11 protein-coding genes are annotated in these 18,343 nt (G+C 73.8%); 4 read left to right on the forward strand and 7 right to left on the reverse strand.

Annotated elements, in window-relative coordinates; all coding sequences use genetic code 11:
* Positions 1-89 precede the first annotated feature (89 nt).
* Complete coding sequence (locus ACIBG6_RS34405) at positions 90-560, reverse strand: Lrp/AsnC family transcriptional regulator (RefSeq protein ID WP_399226641.1); 471 nt, start codon at positions 558-560, stop codon at positions 90-92.
* Between the two features lie 94 nt (positions 561-654).
* On the opposite strand from ACIBG6_RS34405, the gene ACIBG6_RS34410 reads away from it, so the two are divergent.
* From ACIBG6_RS34410 to ACIBG6_RS34420, 3 genes are all read left to right on the forward strand, one after another.
* Positions 655-1,503 (forward strand): LLM class flavin-dependent oxidoreductase, encoded by an 849-nt coding sequence (locus ACIBG6_RS34410; protein ID WP_399226642.1) that lies wholly within the window; start codon positions 655-657, stop codon positions 1,501-1,503.
* A gap of 13 nt (positions 1,504-1,516) precedes the next feature.
* Complete coding sequence (locus ACIBG6_RS34415; protein ID WP_317601043.1) at positions 1,517-1,945, forward strand: nucleoside deaminase; 429 nt, start codon at positions 1,517-1,519, stop codon at positions 1,943-1,945.
* A gap of 148 nt (positions 1,946-2,093) precedes the next feature.
* Entirely contained in the window at positions 2,094-2,780 is a 687-nt protein-coding gene (locus ACIBG6_RS34420) for a 1,4-alpha-glucan branching protein (protein WP_399226643.1), read from the forward strand.
* Here the strand turns inward: ACIBG6_RS34420 and ACIBG6_RS34425 are convergent.
* The 3 genes from ACIBG6_RS34425 to ACIBG6_RS34435 all read right to left on the reverse strand — a co-directional run bounded on the left by ACIBG6_RS34425 (position 2,777) and on the right by ACIBG6_RS34435 (position 10,622).
* Positions 2,777-3,874, reverse strand: a complete 1,098-nt coding sequence (locus ACIBG6_RS34425) for a trypsin-like serine peptidase (protein ID WP_399226644.1) — start codon at positions 3,872-3,874, stop codon at positions 2,777-2,779. The genes ACIBG6_RS34420 and ACIBG6_RS34425 overlap by 4 nt on opposite strands.
* Positions 3,875-3,889: 15 nt before the next feature.
* A complete protein-coding gene (locus ACIBG6_RS34430; RefSeq protein ID WP_399226645.1) occupies positions 3,890-9,580 on the reverse strand; it encodes a trypsin-like peptidase domain-containing protein in 5,691 nt (1,896 codons plus the stop codon).
* A gap of 160 nt (positions 9,581-9,740) precedes the next feature.
* Positions 9,741-10,622: a DNA/RNA non-specific endonuclease gene (locus ACIBG6_RS34435; RefSeq protein WP_399226646.1), complete on the reverse strand. Its 882-nt coding sequence runs from the start codon at positions 10,620-10,622 to the stop codon at positions 9,741-9,743.
* A 116-nt stretch (positions 10,623-10,738) separates the two neighbouring features.
* Here ACIBG6_RS34435 and ACIBG6_RS34440 point away from each other — a divergent pair, with 116 nt between their 5' ends.
* Positions 10,739-11,545: a caspase domain-containing protein gene (locus ACIBG6_RS34440; protein ID WP_399226647.1), complete on the forward strand. Its 807-nt coding sequence runs from the start codon at positions 10,739-10,741 to the stop codon at positions 11,543-11,545.
* 74 nt (positions 11,546-11,619) lie between these two features.
* Here the strand turns inward: ACIBG6_RS34440 and ACIBG6_RS34445 are convergent, their stop codons facing one another.
* From ACIBG6_RS34445 to ACIBG6_RS34455, 3 genes are all read right to left on the reverse strand, one after another.
* The gene (locus ACIBG6_RS34445) at positions 11,620-14,736 is read right to left on the reverse strand and encodes an AAA family ATPase (protein ID WP_399226648.1); all 3,117 of its coding nucleotides are present in this window, start codon (positions 14,734-14,736) and stop codon (positions 11,620-11,622) included.
* A gap of 225 nt (positions 14,737-14,961) precedes the next feature.
* Positions 14,962-16,662 carry a S8 family serine peptidase gene (locus ACIBG6_RS34450; RefSeq protein WP_399226814.1) on the reverse strand — a complete coding sequence of 567 codons (1,701 nt, stop codon included), beginning with the start codon at positions 16,660-16,662 and terminating at the stop codon, positions 14,962-14,964.
* 686 nt (positions 16,663-17,348) lie between these two features.
* On the reverse strand, positions 17,349-18,215 hold the full coding sequence (locus ACIBG6_RS34455) for a GNAT family N-acetyltransferase (RefSeq protein ID WP_399226649.1): 867 nt from the start codon (positions 18,213-18,215) through the stop codon (positions 17,349-17,351).
* Positions 18,216-18,343 lie beyond the last annotated feature (128 nt).

Below are 18,343 nucleotides of genomic sequence, written 5' to 3' on the forward strand. Positions count from 1 at the left end.
GAAGTCCCCAGTGCCCTGTGCCCCGTTCGCCGGAGCGTGCGGTCGGACGTGGACGGCGCGCGGTCGGTATCGCGCGCCCCTTCCGGATCTCAGCGAGCCGCGCGCACGTCCGCTCGCGGCTCGGCCGGTCCGCGCAACGGCAGCGTCCGGCTGAGGACGAGGTTCGTGGTCGTACTCCCGAACTGCGCCAGCGCGTCGACCAGCTCCTCCAGATGGGACATCGACGTGGCCGCCACCTTCAGGACGTAGCAGTCGTCCCCGGTGGTACGCAGACACTCCAGGAACTCCGGGCGCTCACCGAGCAGCCGGCGCAACGGCTCGTGCCGTGTCCCCGGGTACTTCAGCCGGACCACCGCGAGCACCGGGTAGCCGGTCCGCTCCAGGTCCACCTCCGCCCGGAACCCCGTGATCACCTCGGCGTCCTCCAACCGCCGCACCCGCTCCTTGGTCGCCGACGCGCTCAGGTTCACCCGCCGCGCCAACTCCGTGTACGCGATCCGGCCGTCCTTCTGGAGTTCCCTCAGGATCGCCCAGTCCGTCGCGTCGAGGGTCTCGGTCATCCGGCCAGATTACCGGCGGATCCACGGCCGAAGGGCCCCGGAACAGGCGGGAAGCCCTTCTGCGGGCCCCGGCCGCCTGGCTAGCCTCGTTCTCGTGAAGATCGGAGTCAACATCCTCAACTTTGGACCCGGCACCGACCCCGGAGTCCTGCGGAACTGGGCCCGGACCGTGGAAGGCCTGGGTTACGACCTCCTGATGGTCTCGGACCACATCGCCGTCACACCCGACGTCGCCGAGCGCTATCCGGCACCCTTCTACGAGCCGTTCACCACCCTCTCCTGGCTGGCCGGCCTCACCACCCGCGTCCGGCTCGGCACGACCGTGCTCATCGCGCCCTACCGGCACCCGCTGCTCACCGCCCGGATGGCGGCCAACCTCGATCAGCTGAGCGGTGGACGGCTCGTCCTCGGCGTGGGCGTGGGCTGGGCGCGACAGGAGTTCGCCGCCCTCGGGATCCCCTTCGAGCGCCGTGGCCGGCTGACCGACGAGCACCTGCGGGGCGTCCGGGAGGCGTGGGCGAACACCGCGGACTACGGGGAGAGGAGGATTCCGGTGTGGGTCGGCGGCAACAGCGACGCGGGGGTGCGGCGAGCCGTACGGCTCGGGGACGCCTGGCATCCGCTGCGCCCCACCCTGCCGTGGCTGCGCGAGGGCGCCGACCGGCTGAAGGCCACCGCGGAGGAGCTGCGGCTCCCCGTGCCGGCGCTGGCCCCGCGGATCGCCCTCCAGGTCACCGCGGCACCGGTCACCGGCGCGGACCGGCTCGCGGGGCACGGCACGCTCGACCAGATCCTCGACGACCTCGACCGACTGCGGCTGCTTGGCGCCGAGTCCGTCGTCCTCGACCCGTACGCAGGGAATCCGAGTGAGACACACCACCCGGAAAAGGCCTGGCAGGTACTCACCGCCGTGGCAGGGTCCCTTTCCCTGTCCCACGACTGAACGGAGCCATCGCATGATCACTCACGACGACCACACCCTCCTCCGCCGGGCCATCGCGCTCGCGGCCAAGGCGAAGGACGGCGGCGACCCGCCCTTCGGCTCGCTGCTCGCGGCACCGGACGGGACGGTGCTGGCGGAGGAGTACAACACCACCCTCACCGACCGCGACATCACCGCGCACCCCGAACTGAAGCTGGCGCGCTGGGCCGCGCGGGAGCTGGACGCGGCCACGGCGGCGGAGACCACGATGTACACCAGCTGCGAGCCCTGCGGGATGTGCGAGCCCGTCATCCGGCTGGCGGGGCTGCGGCGGGTGGTGTTCGCCCTCTCCGGCGAACAACTCCTGGACATCAGGCCGGCCGGCGGCAAGCCGCCCGTACCGCAGGACGGCCCCGCGCTGCTCGACGAGGTCCGGGCCGTCGTCGAGGGGTACTACCGCTGACCGACGGGCCGTCGGCCGTCAGCAGCCGGGGACGCCACCCGACCTCCCGGGCCAGGTCCGGCCGGGCGGCCCCGCGCGGTGACCCGGGAACCGTCTGTTAGGTTCCGTTGGCCCGTGAGTTCGCCCGGTCGAGAGGAAGAGTCGCACGATGGCCGTCATCCACCACACCACGATGCAGCCCACCAAGATGGAGCTGCTCGCCTCGTGGCTGCCCACCCGTGACTGGTACGCCGGTCGGGAGGGCGGGCCGAGCCCGGCGAGGGCCGGAGGGTTCCGGCTCGACGACCCGGCCGGCGAGGTGGGGATCGAGTTCATGGTGGTGACCGACGGGGCGGAGGAGGGGGCTGCCGCCTACCTGGTGCCCATGACCTACCGCGGGGCTCCGCTGGAGGGCGCCGACCACGCACTCATCGGCACGTCCGAGCACGGCGTCCTGGGCACCCGCTGGATCTACGACGGAGCCCACGACCCCGTCCTCGTCGGGCAGTTGTACGCCCTGCTGCGGGGGCGCGCGGTGGCGCAGGCCCAGTCCGTGAACGACACGCCCGACCTCACGGTCTCCGCCTCCCTCGCCCTGGGCGGTACCGAGGGCGCGGGAGACGGCGCGGAGCTCGTACGGGTCACGGAGGGCGCCGATCACACCGAGGTGGTGGTACGGACGTCCGGCGACGAGACCGCCCGACTGGCCCTGCGCGTACGGCGCGTGCTGCGCGCCACGGGTGGCTCGGACGGCTCGGACGGTGTCTCCGAGCTCGGAGGCGTCACCGCCGAGTGGACCCGGCCGGACGGGACGACCGCCCGGGGCACGTTCACCGTGGTGGAGGGCGCGCTCTAGACCCAGTTGACCTCCGCGCGGGCGAGCAGGGGGTCGTCGACCAGCTCCCACAGCGGGACCGCGAGGTTTCCGCTGCGGTAGCGGCCACCGAAGTGCAGGCCGAGGACGCGGTGGTCGGCGAGGTCGAGGACGGGGGAGCCGCTGTTGCCGCCCAGCGTCGAGCAGTCGTGCTTCATCACCAGGCTGCCGGGGGTGAACTCGGTGGCCGCGCCCGGCTGGAGCCGTTTCACGTTGTACACGTCCATGAAGATCCGGCGCATCGACTCGGGCTCGTTGCGCCGGCCGTCCCAGGCCGGGTAGCCGACCACGTACACCGGGCGGCCCGGCACGCTCGCGGGGGCGTCAGCGGCGACCGCGAGCGGGGTCGGAAGCCCGTCGGAGGCCGAGGGCTCGATCCGCAGCAGGGCCATGTCGACGTCCGGGTGGATGCCGATGATCTCCGTGATCTCGTACGGGGCGGAGGACGGAGCGGCGACAGCGTCGCCTTCCAGGGGAAGCTCCTCGGCCGGGTCCACCCGCGCCGACATGCCGAACGCGAAGGTCCAGCTGTCGCGGCCCGCTTCGAAGCTGCTGAACTCCGCCGCGACATGACGGTTCGTCATCACCGTACGCGGGCCGACGAGAAAGGCCGTGCCGATCCAGTCCAGGCTGGGATGGCCGGTGACCTCGACCCGCCCGACCCGGGCCAAGGTCTCCTTGATGGCGGCCCGTTGGCCGTCGAGGACCGCCCACTCGTCCCGCTGCGATGCGAAGTCCTGGCGCTGGACCAGGATCGCCGGGCGGCCCTGGAGGAGGACGATCGCCTCCACACCGAAGGACTCGTCCTCGTCGATCTCGTCCTCGCGGTGCGCCGCCAGCTTCTCGAGGCCGGTGACCCCGGCTTCCAGGACCCGCGCCCGCTCCTCGCGGGCGAAGCGGGAGATCTCGGTCGCGGGTGCCACGTCCGCGGGCAGTTCGAGCGACGACTCGGAGATCTCCGCCTCCAGATCCGCCCGGACGCGGGCGGCGACCTCCCGCAGGTCCCCGAAGATCTGCTCGGCGCCGGTCGCGACGGGCGATCCGATCCCTGCCCCGCTGCGTGATCTGTTCGGCATGGTCACTCACCTCGGCTACCCGTGCGTCCGTCCCCCAGGGGCGGGCCGGCCCGACTGGCCGGCCACGATCTCGTCGTACAACTCCGGTCGGGATTCCCGCAGATGGGTCATGATGCTGCTCATCTGCGTGCCGACGTTCACGAACTTCGTCTTCCCGCCCTGGAATTCGACCTCGTCCACCTTCTGTGTGCCGCGGTGCAGTCCCACCACCGTCCAGTCGTCGAGGCACACGGGCGAGCCGGAGGAGCCGCCGCGCGTGTCGGTGAAGTACAGGATGTCCCGCTCGTCCGCCCGGTAGACCAGGTTGTTGCGCAGGGCGACCCGCTTCGGCAGACCGCCCGGGTGCTGGATGATGTTGACCGGTACCCGCTGGCGCTCCCGGACGAGCAGCGGCCGGGTGGCGACCTTGAGCGTCGGCCGCGGCGCCTGCTCGGCGGTGAGCCGCACGATGGCGTAGTCCAGCGCCTCGTCCCAGGCGGCGAGTTCGCCGGCGGTCACCTCGGGCGAGGCCGACGCGTTCTCGACGAAGTCGAAGCGGGACCGGGACATCAGCGCCTGGAGTCGCAGGTCCTCGTCGCTCACGAACGGCCGGACGCCCGACTCCCACGAACGCGCCATCACCACATGGTGGTTGGTGATCAGCAGCCCGGGCGCGACCATCCACCCCGTGCCGCCGTGCGGGTACGACGGGAGGAGCGGGGTCCCCGACTCGTACGGCGGGATCCTCAGCAGGGCGACGGAGGCGCCGGCCCGGATGCCGCCGTGGAGGAACTCGTACGGCACGGTGTCGTCCTGGAGGACGATCTCCTCCTTGAACTCGCCGGGCATCATGTCCGCCGGCAGGGCCGCCTCGCCGGTGATCTCTCGCGCCACGGTGTCGAGCGCGCCCTGCAGGACGGCGCGCGGACCCTGCTCGGGGGTCTGCTCGATCGCGTTGTGCAGCCAGATCTCCAGGGGCACCAGGCCGTCGATGAGGCGCTCCACCTGGTTCATCGCGTTCAGGTCGGTGTGGACCTGTTGCAGGGGCCCGATCGGCCGTTGCAGGGTGGCCGTGAAGTGCGCCGGGATGCCCTTGAGGAGGGCGGGGCGCAGTACGGGGTCGGCGAGTCCCGCCTCCAGGGCGGCGTTGCGGACCCGGACGAGCTCCTCCTGGGGCAGGAAGGGCTCCTTGCGGAGCGCGGCGCCGGCGGCGTCGGGCGGCGGCTGCGTCCACAGACCGACGCTCCCGCGCCGGGGGCGCGCGGCCATGCGGGGCGTCGCCCACGAGCCCGTCGCGGAGTCGGGGAGGGTGTGGCCGGTGGGAGGAGGAGGCGGGGGCGGGTGAGGGGAGGGCGGGTCGGGAGGCGGCGGGACGGGAGCCGTGAGGGTGGCGTGCCGGGCCGGGCCGTGCGGGGCAGGGTCGTACGCGCCGGGGTTGTCCGCACCGGGTTCGTACGCACCGGGGTTGTCCGCACCGGGTTCGTACGCACCGGGTTCGTACCCGCCAGGGTCGTACGCGCCGGGGTCGTGCGGGACTGGTGCGTACGGGGTGGAGCCGTGCGCGGCCGGGCCCGCGTCCATGGCGGAGGCGACGCCGAGGAGCAGGTCCCCGCTGCCGTCGCGGAGCATGAGCGCCTGGCGCGCGACGCTGTCCAGCGTGCCGCGCCGCCGTGCCTCGCGCAGCGCCCCCTCGATCCGCTCGCGGCCCATGCGGAGCGCGGTCGTCCCCGCCGCCCCGGCCCGCGGTTCCGCTCGCGGGGGTTCGCCGGCCGCCGTGTCCAGGATGCGGGCCAGCGGCTCGCAAAGCCGGGGCTCGTCGGTCATCGTCGTGTCGATCCAGTGGGCGAGCTCGCTCACGACCGCGTCCTCGTCCGCCGGGAGCCCCACGAGCCGCAGCGTGTGCTCCAGGAGCTGGGGGTCCGCCCGGCAGGCCGTGGCGGCCGCCGTACGGGCGAGGGACGGTTGGCGGGCCAGCTCCGCGTCGGGCATCCCGCGCAGGGTCCGGGCGAGCCGTGCCTCCGCCGGAGCGGCGTCGCCGTCCGCCAGGGCCGCGAGCCGGGACCGTGCGACGAGGACGCCCAGGGACTCGTACCGCAGGCCGAGGCCGTCGGCGATCTCCTCGGCCTCCTGGAGGTCCCGGTCCGCGTCGGCGAAGTCGCCCGCGTCCTGCGCGAGCCGCGCGGACAGCTGGAGCAGTTCGAGCTGGGTCTCCGCGCAGCCCGCCTCCGCCGCCCGGCCCACGGCCGCCTCGGCGCCTTCGCGGGCGTCCGCGCTCCGCCCCGAGCGGGCGAGGGTCTCCGCGAGCAGCGCGTGGAGCCTGCTGCACGGCGTCCACGGCCGACGCTCGGACAGCCGCTGCGCCGCGGCCTCCACGTACCCCTGGGTGAGCAGGTCCTCGACCTCGCGCGCGGCGATCCGCTCCCAGTCCTCCTGCTCGGCCCCGGTCATGATCTGGTCGGGGACGTGGCCCCCGATCAGGCCCAGGAGGAAGGCGGCCGACCGGTCCGGCATCTCGCGGTGGGTCGCGCCTCCCAGGTACGTGGCGACGCCCGTCTCCCAACGCGCCTCCACCGTACGGGGGTTCTCGCCGAGCCGGAGCCGGTGGTAGATCTCCTCGGCACGGTGCCTGGGCCCTTCGCGGGCCGCGTAGTACGCGACGGCGCTCCGGTCGACGGCCCGCATCAGATCGGTCCGCGCGCGGTCCGACAGGCGGAGCATGATCGCCCGCAGATCGGTCCGGTGTCTGATCGCCTCCGGGCCGGCCGACTCCATCAGGTCGACCCTGGAGGTGAGCAGCCCGTAGAGACGGCGGGCCTCCGCCGGGGTGTCGACCCGGAGCCCGGCCGGTCCGGCCAGGACGTGCCGTACCAGGTCGGGGGTGATGAAGCGGAGCGCGAGGCCCGCCTGGACCAGGGCCCGGACGTCGTCTTCCGCGATGTGCTTGAGGATGCGGTCGTACAGCGTGCCCTGGATGAGCATCTGGTCGACCTGGCTGTCGAAGTAGCGGCGCCGGTACGGGAGTCCGCGCAGCAGCTCGCCGAGTGAGGCGGAGTCGGCGCCGAGGGCGACCGCCGTTCGGGCGGCCAGCTTGAGGCTCAGCGGATGGCCGCCGATCCGGTCCACGAGCCGCTCGGCGACCGTCTCGTCGTCCACCCCGGACGACATCAGCAGGTCGACGGAGGCCTGCTGGTCCAGCTCGGTGAGCTCCATCGTCCGCGGGGTGAGGACGCGTGCCGGGTGGTCGACGGGTGCGCGTCCGGCGACGACGAAGCGCAGGCGCGAGTACGCGGCGCGCAGCGCGGTCCAGATCGCCCACATGCGGGCGATCACCGGCGAACCCCGGTACTGGGCCTCCTCGAAGGAGTCCATGACGATCAGGAGGGGCGGGGCGGAACCGCCTGAGGCCGAGCCGCCCGCCGGAGCCGAGCCGCCCGCTGGGACCGAACCCCCCGCCGGGACCGAACCCCCGGCCGGAGGCCGGACGGCCTCGGCGACCAGGGCCGCCATCCTGCGGGCGAGCTCCTGCTCGCGGGCGCTGGCCCGGGCGTGGAAGTCCGCCGAGTAGTCACGGCCGATCGTCGCCCGCGTGGTGGAGAGCTGGTAGAGCTCGTCGAGTTCGTTGCGTTCGCCGCGCTGTACCGCCGCCGTCTGCTCGCACTCGTCCGCGAGGGCGTCGAAGGCGGCGCGGTGTCCTGGGTGCTGGATGCCGAGCTGGCGTGCCATCTCCGCGATCACGGTGGCGGGTTCGTGGATGGAGAGCGTCGGCCGCTCGAAGTCGAGGTAGGCGAAGGGGAATCGGGCGGGGGCGGCGGCCAGCGCGTCGACGACGAACCGGGCGAGCAGCATGCTCTTGCCGATGCCGCCCACGCCGTGGATGAGGACGGGGGGCTCCGCCGGCTCCTCGGGGAGTGCGAGATAGGCGTGCAGGGAGTCGAGTTCGGCGGCGCGGCCGTGGAAGGTCCCCTGGAGGAGGCGGTGCATCGGCTGGAGCAGCCGCGCCTCCTCCAGCCGGTGCTGGACGTCGTCGACGGGCGGCAGTCCGGTGACGCCGGGGACCCGGCCGAGCCAGAGGACGGCCTGGAGGGTGTCGCAGAGCGCGTCGGCGTCCGCTCCGCCGGTGCGGAGGCCGATGCCGTCGACGGCGCCCGTTCCCGCGCCCGTGAGCAGCGTGAGGGCGGTGCGTTCGGGGCCGGGGCCCTCGGGGCGCAGGCCGATGTTCGTCAGCAGGGCGCGCAGTGCGGCGTCGGGTCCCGCGAGGCTCGCGAGGGCCGTCTCGCGGATCTCGGGCTTCAGTGTCCAGACCGCGGCCCCGGGGGAGGGCAGGGCCGTGCAGTCGTCGACGAGCTCCAGGACCGCCCGGCCGGTGGAGCGTTCCTCGCCGGGGAGCCGCAGCAGCGCCGGGTCGAACTCCTGGAGGAGGCAGGCGGCTTCGCGGTAGGACTTGCGCAGGTCGGGCAGGTCGGGCGCGGGTGCGGCGAGGCTCGTGCGCAGGGCGTCACGCAGGAGCCGGCCGGCGTCCCCGGGTGCGGGAGGCAGCGGGGGGAACACCCGGTGGAGCCGTACGACGTCCTCCACGGCGTTGCACACCCGCCGCATGTAACTGTCCTCCGCCCCGGGCCTGTCGGCGGCGCACAGGACCTCGGAGACGGCCGTCTCGGTGAGGTCGCGGACGACGCCCTCGTCCTCCGGGTCCCGTGTCACGGCGACGAACTCGCCGAAGAACTCCCGGAAGAACGCGCGGAGATCGTCCTCGTCCAGCAGGCGTGTGGTGTCGCGGCACTCGTTCTTGCGGATCTCGTACGGGAGTTGGCGCATCGACGTCGAATAGCCGAGGAGGACGAGCCGGGGTGCGGTCTCCTGCCGTACCGGGGTGTGTTCGTAGACCGCCCGGGCGAGGACGCCGATGCAGTCCCACACGTCCGAGTTGGGGTCGAGCCGGTCGCAGTCGTCGAGGACGATCCAGAAGCTCTCCTCGGCGGCGGTCGCCCGGCCGACGATCCGGTGCGCGGCGTCCTCGTACGAGGGCAGTGGATCGTTCAACCGTGTCGGATTCAACGAGCCTTCGTCGGCGCGGGAGCCGGCGCCGGCTCCCGCGCCGACGAAGGCGCCTCCGCCTACGCCGGGCTCCGCGACGAAGGCGCCGAGGCGCTCCATGAGCCGCGCCGCCGTCGACGTGCGGGACAGGGTGACCCGTACCGGCCGGAAGCCGCAGTGCTGGCCGAGGTGGCGGATGAGCTCGTACGTATAGGAGCGACCGCTGTCCGGAGGGCCGTCGACGACCAGGACCGTCTGCTCCGGGTCGGCCAGGAAGCCCCGGAGCTTCTCGCGCAGCTCGGACCGGTCGAGGAACGCGACCGTGCCGTGCTTCAGGAGCAGGCTCTGGAACGGGTCCTGCGGGGAGCGGTCGAGCCGCTCGTCGTCCCGGAGCCGGGTGAGGAGGTTCCGGGCCTCCGCACCCTGCTCGAAGGAGTGCGGATCGTCGATCGCGGCCAGTGCGTCGAGCCCGGCGAGGACCGCGAGCAGCCGGCGCTGGTGGGCGATGTCCTTGCGGGCCGCCCCGACCACGACCAGGGCGTTCCGGTCGGGGTCGGGGGTGAGCGGCAGGTCCTGGACGAAGTCGGCGGGCAGCCCCGCGCGCAGCAGGCTCTCCCGTGGCTCTGGCGTGTCCAGGAGATGGGCCCGTACCCAACTGGCGACGAGCCCCCACTCCGTCTCGGTGAGCGGCATACCGCACCTGTCCGGCGAACTGGCTGGTCCTTCTCATCGTTTCACCGGGCCGTACCCGTCGCAATCGCTGGTCCGGTGGTGGGCGGTCGGGCGGCCCAGAGGCCCGGCGGCCGAGAGCCCGGCGGCCCGGCGCCCCGGCGGCGCCAGGGGGGGGCGGGCGTCAGGCGTGCAGCACGATGTCCCCGTACGACTCGAGCCGCCGCCAGCGATCCTCCGGCCCGCGCGCCGCCGGCAGGACGTCCACGTCCGGCAGCGGCCCGAACTCCAGCTCCGTGAGCTCCGCGATGTCCGAGACCGGCACCTGGTAGGTGCGGAACGGACCCAGGGGCGGCGGCGCCCCCGCCGTCGCCCCCGCGAGCGCCCGCTCGGCGTCCCGGCTCAGGTCGGGGCTCTGGTCGAGGACGTACGCGGCGGCGGCGAGCACCCCGTCCTGGAGGAACGCGGCGACCTTCCAGAACCGCAGCGGCACCTGGATCCCCCGGTACGGCGGGTCGGAGTCGTGGAGCACCGGGCCCGTGAGGACGGTCAGCTTCCGGTCGAAGTCGGCGGCGTGGTCCAGGAGGTGGTTCTCCAGTCCCTGCCAGAGCTGCTTGCCCTGGTTGAAGACGTCCGCCTGCGGCGCGGCGTTGGTGAAGAAGAAGGTGTCGGTATTCGCTCGTGCCGCCACGGCCGCCGGCCCCCACACCGGGTCGAGGCGGCGCACCAGATGGCCCCGGTCGAGGCTGTTGTTCCGGTAGACCGCGTCGCCGGCCTGCTGCTCCTCGGGCAGCCGCGGGTCGAACTCCCAGACGTCGTCCCGGGGTACGTCCTCCTGGAGCTCCCGCCCCTCGATGCACACGGCCGTCGAGGCGGCGAGCCGCCGGTCCGGCCGGAAGACGACCGAGAAGTGCGTGTACGGCAGGACCACCGTCCCGATCGTGTCGCGGACCGGGAGCGGGAGCGGTACGACGGGGCCGAGGAAGGCCTCGTCGTAGCCGGCGCGGTCGGCGAGCGCGTCGCCGCGAGGGCCGCCCGCGGAGCGCGGGGCATCGGATGGGTTCATACGATGTAAGTACCGCGTGGAGAGGGTCGCGCTCGGCGCCGGACCGCAGGCCACTCGATCAGCCGCCCCCGGCAGCCGCCCCGGCATCCCCTCCCCTCCGTACGAGGAGGCACCCCATGGCCACCGGACTCTCCCTGCACGTCGGACTCAACGAGGTCGACCCCGCCCGTTACGAGGGCTGGGCGGGGACCCTGATCGCCTGCGAGAACGACGCCCACGACATGGCACGGATCGCCCGCACCGCGGGATTCGAGACCACCGTCCTGCTCACCCCGGACGGCACCGTCGCCAACGTCACCTCCGTCCTCGGCGAGGCCGCCGCCCGGCTCGCCCCCGGCGACATCCTGCTCTTCACCTATTCGGGCCACGGCGGACAGGTCCCCGACGAGTCCGGTACGGACGACGAGCCGGACGCCCTCGACGAGACCCTCGTCCTCTACGACCGCCAGTTCCTCGACGACGAGGTGCAGCGGACCTTCCGCGCCTTCGCCGACGACGTACGGATCGTCGCCCTCTTCGACTGCTGCCACAGCGGCAGCAGCATCGAGCTCCCCGGCGTCACGGACGGCGACCGGGGCCGCTACCTGCCCGAACCGCAGCAGCGGCAGCTGTACGAGCGCGACCGGAGCTTCCTGGACGAGCTGCGGCAGTCGCTCGCGGAGGAGGCGTCCGCGGACGGGGCGGACCCCGACGCCCTGCTCGTCTCGGCCTGCCAGGACAACCAGACCGCGGCCGACGGCGACGTCAACGGAGCCTTCACCGCAGCCCTCCTCGAGGCGTGGGACGGGGGCGCCTTCCGGGGCGGCTACCGGGACTTCCACCGGGCGATCCAGCGCAGACTGCCCCCGACCCAGAGCCCGAACCTCCATCTGACCGGCGCGCCCGCCCCGGACTTCCTCGACCAGCGGCCTTTCACGGTCTGAACGTCACGGCGCGATCTTCACGGGCCTGAGCTTCACGGCCTGAGCTTCACGGCCTGAGGTTCACGGCCTGTGGTTCACGGCCTGAGCGCCGTCGCCAGTTGGGCGCGCGAGCGGACGTCGAGCTTCTGGTAGATCCGGGTCAGCCGGGCCTCGACCGTCTTCACGCTCAGGTACAGCTTCGCCGCCGCCTCCTGGTTGCTGGCGCCCTGGCCCACCAGCCGGGCGAGCCGCAGCTCCGCCTCCGTGAGCGCCGACAGCGCGGGCAGCGTCTCCTCGCCGCCCGAGCCGCCGCCGGAGCTCTCGCCCACCGCTCCCGCCGGGGTCTCGCCCGCCAGGGCCAGCCACGGCGCCGCTCCGGCCCGCTCGAACACCGAGGCGGCCTCGTGCAAGGCGGCCTGCGCCGCCGACCTGCGCCGCCTGCGGCGCTCCACCCGGGCCAGCGCGATCAGCGCCCGGCCCCGCTCCAGCGGCAGCCCGGCCCGACCGAAGCGCTCGGCCGTCCCCGTGAGCAGCTCGGCCGCCGCGTCCGTCCGCCCCTCCGCCGCGAGACACAGGGCGTGCACCCGGTCGCAGCCGAGGAGCACGGTGGTACGGCCGAGCCGCTCCGCCACCGGCCGTACCTCCGCGAGGAGCGCGAGGGCCTCGTCGCCTGCGTCGTTGGCGAGCAGGGCCTCGGCCAGCTCCTCGTGCCAGCGCAGCATCGACGGATCCACGGTCGACTGGGCCCGTTCGTCGGCCTGGACGCGCCGCAGCGTCTCCAGGGCTGCGGCCACGTCACCGTTGACGAGCTGGACGCGGCCGAGCGCGTACCGGCTGCGGGAGAGGAAGACCCGGTCGCCCTCCTCCTCCGAGGCCTGGACGCTGCGGCGGGCATAGCTCGCGGCCCGCGCGAAGCTGCCGCCCGCGGTCTCCGCGAGCGCCAGCGCGTACCAGGCAGGGCCGGGGGAGAGGCCCGCCTCCAGGGTGAGGGCGAGCGACTGCCCGGCGTGCGCGATGGCCGCCGGGCACGGACCGATCCGGGACTCGATCTCGGCGAGTGTGCTGAGGAGCTCGATGGCGTCCTCCACCGAGCCGCGCCGCTGCACCAGCGGGAGGAGGGCGCCCAGTTCGTCACGGGCGTCCGTCAGGCGACCGTCGAAGAGGGCATGGCGGATCGTCAGGATCTGTGCGGCGTTACGGATTCCGAGCGGGCGCTCGGCCAGCTCCAGGGCGCGGGCCTGGGCGAGCACGACCTCCGCGTCCGGTGAACCGAGGGCGCGGTCCATCCGCGCCTGGACGGTCAGCGCCTGCGCCGCCGTGCGCGGATCGCCCGTCGAGGCGGCCAGTGCGGCCGATTCGGCGGCGGCCGCCCGCGACCGCTCCGGATCGCCGTCCGCGAGCACGTACTTGACGGCGAGCCGGAGCTGGACCGCGGCCCGCAGCGCGGTGTCCCCCTCCGAGTCCTCCATGGCGTGCACGTACATCTCGTCGAGCCCGGTCAGCCCCTGGCCGGCCGTGTCGAGGACGGCGAGGCGCGCCCTGACCCGGTCGGCCGGTGCGGCGTCCCGGGCGAGGAGGTCGGTGGCTGCCCGGATCGCGAGGTCGGCGCGGGCCGCACGCGCGGCCTCCTCGGCGGCGTCGACGAGCCGGGCGATCCGCCGCGTTCCGTGCCTGCCCGGCGTCGACTCGGCCGCGAGCAGGGCCAGTTCGGCGGCGAGCGCGCTGTTTCCGCGCCCCCGGGCCAGATCGGCGGCGGCCGCGACCTCGGCGGCGAGCTCCTCGTCGGGGCTGTCGGTCGCGAGCGCCCGGTGGCGTACCGCCTCCACCGGGTCGTCGACGACCTCCGCGAGGGCCGCGTGCCCGGCGCTCCGCTCCGCCCAGCAGGCGTCGTGCACCAGGGTCGAGGGCAGCAGCCCGGCGGTGAACGTCACCGAGCCGTCCTCGGCGAGCGACACCAGATCGGCCCGCTCCGCCGCCGCCAGGTCCGCCTCCGCGGTCGGCCGCCCGGCCCGGCGCACCAGGGTCGCCGAGGGGCGCAGCGCCAGCGCCGCGAGCAGCAGCGTCTCGCGTACGGGGAGGGGCGCGGCGCCCAGCAGCTGGCGGGCCAGGTCGCGGGCGCGCCCGGAGAGCGTGAGCGCCTCCGCGTGGTGGACGGGGGTGCGGGCGTCGGCGAGCGAACGGCCGACGGCGAGCGCGAGCCGCGGATTGCCGCCGCTGGCCCGGTGGATGCGGCCGGCCATCCGGGAGGGCAGGCGGTGGTGGATGAGGAGCTCGGCGATCTCGTCGGCGTGCAGCGGGGGGACGAGCAGCACGTCCGCTTCCGACGGCACCCAGAGGTGCGTGGCGTGCGGGTCCTCGGGGCGGAAGGCCGCCCGGTGGCTCTCGCCGTGCGGCTCGTGGATCTCGCCGTACGGTTCCGGTGTCTCGACGGCGACGACCCGCAGCGCGGGCGGCGCCAGATGGAGCGCGAAGCGCAGCAGGTCCGCGCTGTCCGCGTCGATGTGCTGCACGCCGTCGACGACGAGCAGGACGGGGCCGCGGCAGGCGAGGGCGCGCAGGATCCGGGCGATGCCGAGGCGCAGGGCGATCGGGTCCCAGCCGCCCGCGTCGATCGGGGCCTCGCGGCAGAGCATGGCGACGGCGGTGCGCTGGGGGCCGGGCAGTTCGTCGAAGACCCCGGAGGCGAGCACGCCGGGGGCGAGCTGTCCGGCGGGAGCGAACGGTCCAGCAGGCGCGAACTGCCCGGCGGAGCCGAACTGCCCGGCGGGTGACGACCCTGCGGGACTCGACGCCCTTGCGGCGGGAATCGACGGCCCTGCGAGCGAGGACGGCCCTGCGAGGGACGCGGGTCCGGAGGCGGAGGGCGCGGGGCGCGGGTCCGGGGCGGACGGGTCGGGTACGGGTGCGCCGAGGCCCGGCCAGTTCACCGTCGCCGCCACGGAGGCGACGAGCGCGGCCGCCGCGGCGCCGGGTATGTCGCGGTCGGACGGCAGGGTCGCGAGCCACAGGACGGTCTCGCCGCGCGCCTCGGCGCGGGCGGCCTCGGCGAGCGCGAGCTCGGTCTTGCCGACACCGGCGGGTCCGGTGAGCAGCGCGCGGCCCCGCGCGTGGAGGACGCGCTCCAGTCGGGCGAGGAGTTCCTCCCGGCCGACGGGTGCCGGCGGTCCGCCCACACCGGCGGGGCGCAGGGGGCGGTGCGGTGCTGTCGTCACTGTCCACCACCTCCGGCGCTCGGGCCCTGGCCCATGAGCCCCGTGGGCAGAGAATACGGAGCCCACCCGTGGAGTCCAGGCCCCTTGTCCGGCATACGGACGGGACGCCCCCGGCCGCTTCCCTCCCGGCACGCCAGAACGCGCCCGTGGTGTAGACCACGAGCGCGTCGCTGACCAGCAAGGATGCTGATGTGGGGGGTGGTTCAGAAGGGATTCAGCGGTGGATCAGAAGGTGAGGTTCCACGAGTCGATGTAGCCGGTGTCACCCGAAGCCACATCGCGGACCTGGAGCTTCCAGGTACCGTTCGCGACCTCGCTGGACGCGTCGACCGTGTACGTCGCGAGGACGTTGTCGGCGCTGTCCGAGGAGGAGGACGCCTTCAGGTTGCGCACGGTGCCGTCGGGGGCGACCAGGTCGATGACCAGGTCCCCGCGCCAGGTGTGCTTGATGTCCACGCCGACCTTGAGGGCGGCGGGGGCGTTGCCGGTGCGGCCGGTGACGGCGATCGAGGACGACACGGTGGTGTTGTCGGAGATCGTCACGTTCGTCGCGTTGGTGAAGACGGTGCCGGTCGGCGGGGTGGTGGTGCCGGTGACGGCGTCCACGGTCTTCGCGGAGTCGGCGATGCCGGTGCCGCAGCCGCCGGTGCAGGTGCCGGGCAGCGGGCGGGCGTTGGTCTTGATCGCGGACTCGATCTCGGCCGGGGTGAGGGTGCTCTTGGCCGACTTGAGCAGAGCGGCGAGGCCGGCGATGTGCGGCGCGGCCATCGAGGTGCCCTGGTAGGGCTTGTAGTTCTCGGCCGACTGGGTCGTCGTGCCCGAGTTCAGCGTGGAGTAGATGCCGTTCTCGGGGGTCGTGACGGTGCCGGGCGTGTCGGTGGCGCGGCGGGTCTCGCCACCGGGCGCGGCCACGTCGACGATCGTGCCGAAGTTGGAGTAGTACGACCGGTTGCCCTCGCGGCTGGTCGACGCCACGTTGATGACGTTGGCGCAGTTCGCGGGAGTGAACCCGGAGGCGTTGGCGTTGCTGTTGCCCGCGGCGACGACGACGGTGGTACCGCGCGAGACGGCGCCGTTGATGGCGGTCTGGTAGACGCTCGGGCAGGTGGAGCTGGCGCCGCCCAGGCTCAGGTTGATGACCTTGGACGGGTTCGCGTTGGCGGGGACGCCCGGCACGGTGCCGCCGGAGGCCCACGTGATGGCGTCGGCGATGTCGGCGGACGAGCCGCCGCACTTGCCGAGCACCCGCACGGGCTGGATCTTCGCGTTGTACGCGATGCCCGCGATGCCCTTGGTGTTGTTCGTGACGGCGCCGATGGTGCCCGCCACGTGGGTGCCGTGCCAGGAGGAGTTGGAGGCCCGGGAGCCGGTGCCGCACTCGCCGTCGGTGGCGTTCCAGTCGCCCTCGTCCTTCGGGTCCGCGTCACGGCCGTTGCCGTCGCGGGCGTCGGCGGACGTGGAGATGAAGTCGTAACCGGAGACGACGTTGGTCGCCAGGTCCGAGTGGGCCGCGTAGCCGGTGTCGATGACGGCGACGGTGACGCCGGAGCCCGTCGTCTTGTCCCAGGCCGCAGGAACGTTCATGCCGCCGGTGGCCTCGAAGAGGTCCCACTGCTTGGCGTAGTCGGTGTCGTTCGGCGCGGCCGCCATCGCGTAGGCACGGATGTCGGGCTCGACCGAGGCGACGGACGGGTCGGCGCGGAACGCGTCCATGACCTCCGTCACGTCCTGCTTGGTGGCGCTGTCGCCCAGGTCGACCAGGGCGCCACCGCCGGCGAGGCGGCGCTCGAAGGAGAGCGTCTCGCCCGTCTTCGCGGCCTTCTCGGCCGTGTCGCTCTTCGCGGCGGTGTTGGAACCGGCCTCGGCGGCCTGGTTCTTGTAGGTGACGATGACCTTCTCGACCGGGGCGCTCGGCAGCGCCCCCATCGTCTGCGAAGCCGGAGCCGGCTTCGGGGTGGCAGCGCCCGGGGCGGCGGCGAACGCCCCGGTGGTGGCAGCGGCGCCGAGGATCGCGGCGCTCGCGACCACGGATATGACTCTCCGCCTGGAACCGTTCAAGGTGTGGCCCTTTCGAGTACGACGTAACTGCGGAGCAGTGGCGGCGGCGCGGGACTCACGGGGCGAAGTGGGGTCGCTGTCCGTCGGTCCCTGGGCTTGGGGAAGCCCGTGCGCCGCCACCGGCGCGACGGCCCGGGTCAAGGCCGTCCCCGGCGAACACCACCCTCCGCATGCACCTGTCAGGTACAGCTCGGGGGATGATATCTGCCGGTGCGGAGGACAGTAGGGAACGGGGGAGTGAACCCGATACGGGGAAAACCCTTGTCACCCCTCACCGGGTGGCGGGGGTCCGGGAGAGGTGTGACGGGGGACGGCGGGGGAACGGCGCGGGACCGGCGGGCGTTCGGCGCGGGTCCGGCGGGCGTTCGGCGCGGGGATCGGTCCGGGTCCGGCGGGCGTTCGGCGCGGGGATCGGTCCGGTGCTCTGCGCGGGCTCAGCCCAGGGACCGGTCCGGTGACCAGCCCGGAAACCGGCCGATCGGGAGGCGCGGCGGGGCGGTGTTTCAGCAGGTGGGGCGGTGGTGCGGAGGCGCGCGGCGTGAATCCGGGGGCGGTCAGCCGAGTTCGAGCGTCGTGACGCCGAAGACCCGCTCCCGCGCCACGGGCCGGACCGGACCCGTGTACATACGGGCTGTCTCGAAGGTCGGCTCAAGACCCCGCTCCAGCGCCAGACGTGCCGCCGCCGGGTTGGCCTCGGGCATGTCGACGGCGATCCGCGTGGCGCCGAAGTCCCGTGCCTCGGCGGCGAGGGCGTCGAGCAGGGCCGCCGCGTCCGCAGGGGTGTCGGCGAACAGCGGCCCGACGCGCGCCTCGTCCTGTGCGGGGCGGACGACCCCGTACCCGGTCGGCCGGCCGTCGACGACCCGGACCAGGACGCGATGGCCGGGCGTGGCGAGCCACCTGGCGAGGAAACGCGGCCGGTCGGCATGGTGACAGGCGCTGTCGTACGCGGCGATGGCGGCCGGGTCGAGCAGCTCGCCCGGCACGACTCCGGCCACGGGGCGGTCGGGCGCCGGGACCTCGCCCACGAAGCGCGCGGTGCTGTACGCCGTGCTGAAGCCGGAGCGACGGTAGTTGTCCTGCTGGGCCGGCACCCCGTCGAGCCCGACGGACCGGTCACCGGCATGGGCGAGCGCGGCCCGCCAGGTGGCCAGACCGTGGCCGAGCCCCCGGAACGCGGGGCGGACGAGATAGAAGCCGAGGAAGGCGTACGTGTCGCTGTAGTTGACGACCGAGACGGCGGACACCGGCTCCCCGTCGACGCGGCCGAGGAAGAAACCGCCCGGATCCTGCGCGAAGAAGGCGGGCACGTCGGAGCGCCCGGGATTCCACCCCTCCTCGGCGGCCCAGGAACACACGAGCGCCCAGTCCTCGGGCGTGGCGGGGGCGACGGACAGCGAACCGGAGGAGGCGGTGGCCATGGGGTTCCTTCAACAGCCGGAGCCGGGCGGGCATCGGAGGACGGGGCGGAGGGCGCCGAGCATAGTGCCGCCGTACGGCTCCTCCGGCACACGCCGATCGATTCCGGCCGCGCGTCCCTACGGGGTGC

It is taken from the genome of Streptomyces sp. NPDC050842, from assembly GCF_044456565.1.
Taxonomy (GTDB): Bacteria; Actinomycetota; Actinomycetes; order Streptomycetales; family Streptomycetaceae; genus Streptomyces.

What these genes read in the sequence shown, in the direction of transcription:
- ACIBG6_RS34430 (WP_399226645.1), bottom strand. Translation starts at nt 9,580, where the DNA reads ATGCCGCTCACCGAGACGGAGTGGGGGCTCGTCGCCAGTTGGGTACGG.
- ACIBG6_RS34420 (WP_399226643.1), top strand. Translation starts at nt 2,094, where the DNA reads ATGGCCGTCATCCACCACACCACGATGCAGCCCACCAAGATGGAGCTG.
- ACIBG6_RS34450 (WP_399226814.1), bottom strand. Translation starts at nt 16,662, where the DNA reads ATGGGGGCGCTGCCGAGCGCCCCGGTCGAGAAGGTCATCGTCACCTAC.
- ACIBG6_RS34455 (WP_399226649.1), bottom strand. Translation starts at nt 18,215, where the DNA reads ATGGCCACCGCCTCCTCCGGTTCGCTGTCCGTCGCCCCCGCCACGCCC.
- ACIBG6_RS34435 (WP_399226646.1), bottom strand. Translation starts at nt 10,622, where the DNA reads ATGAACCCATCCGATGCCCCGCGCTCCGCGGGCGGCCCTCGCGGCGAC.
- ACIBG6_RS34405 (WP_399226641.1), bottom strand. Translation starts at nt 560, where the DNA reads ATGACCGAGACCCTCGACGCGACGGACTGGGCGATCCTGAGGGAACTC.
- ACIBG6_RS34440 (WP_399226647.1), top strand. Translation starts at nt 10,739, where the DNA reads ATGGCCACCGGACTCTCCCTGCACGTCGGACTCAACGAGGTCGACCCC.
- ACIBG6_RS34425 (WP_399226644.1), bottom strand. Translation starts at nt 3,874, where the DNA reads ATGCCGAACAGATCACGCAGCGGGGCAGGGATCGGATCGCCCGTCGCG.
- ACIBG6_RS34415 (WP_317601043.1), top strand. Translation starts at nt 1,517, where the DNA reads ATGATCACTCACGACGACCACACCCTCCTCCGCCGGGCCATCGCGCTC.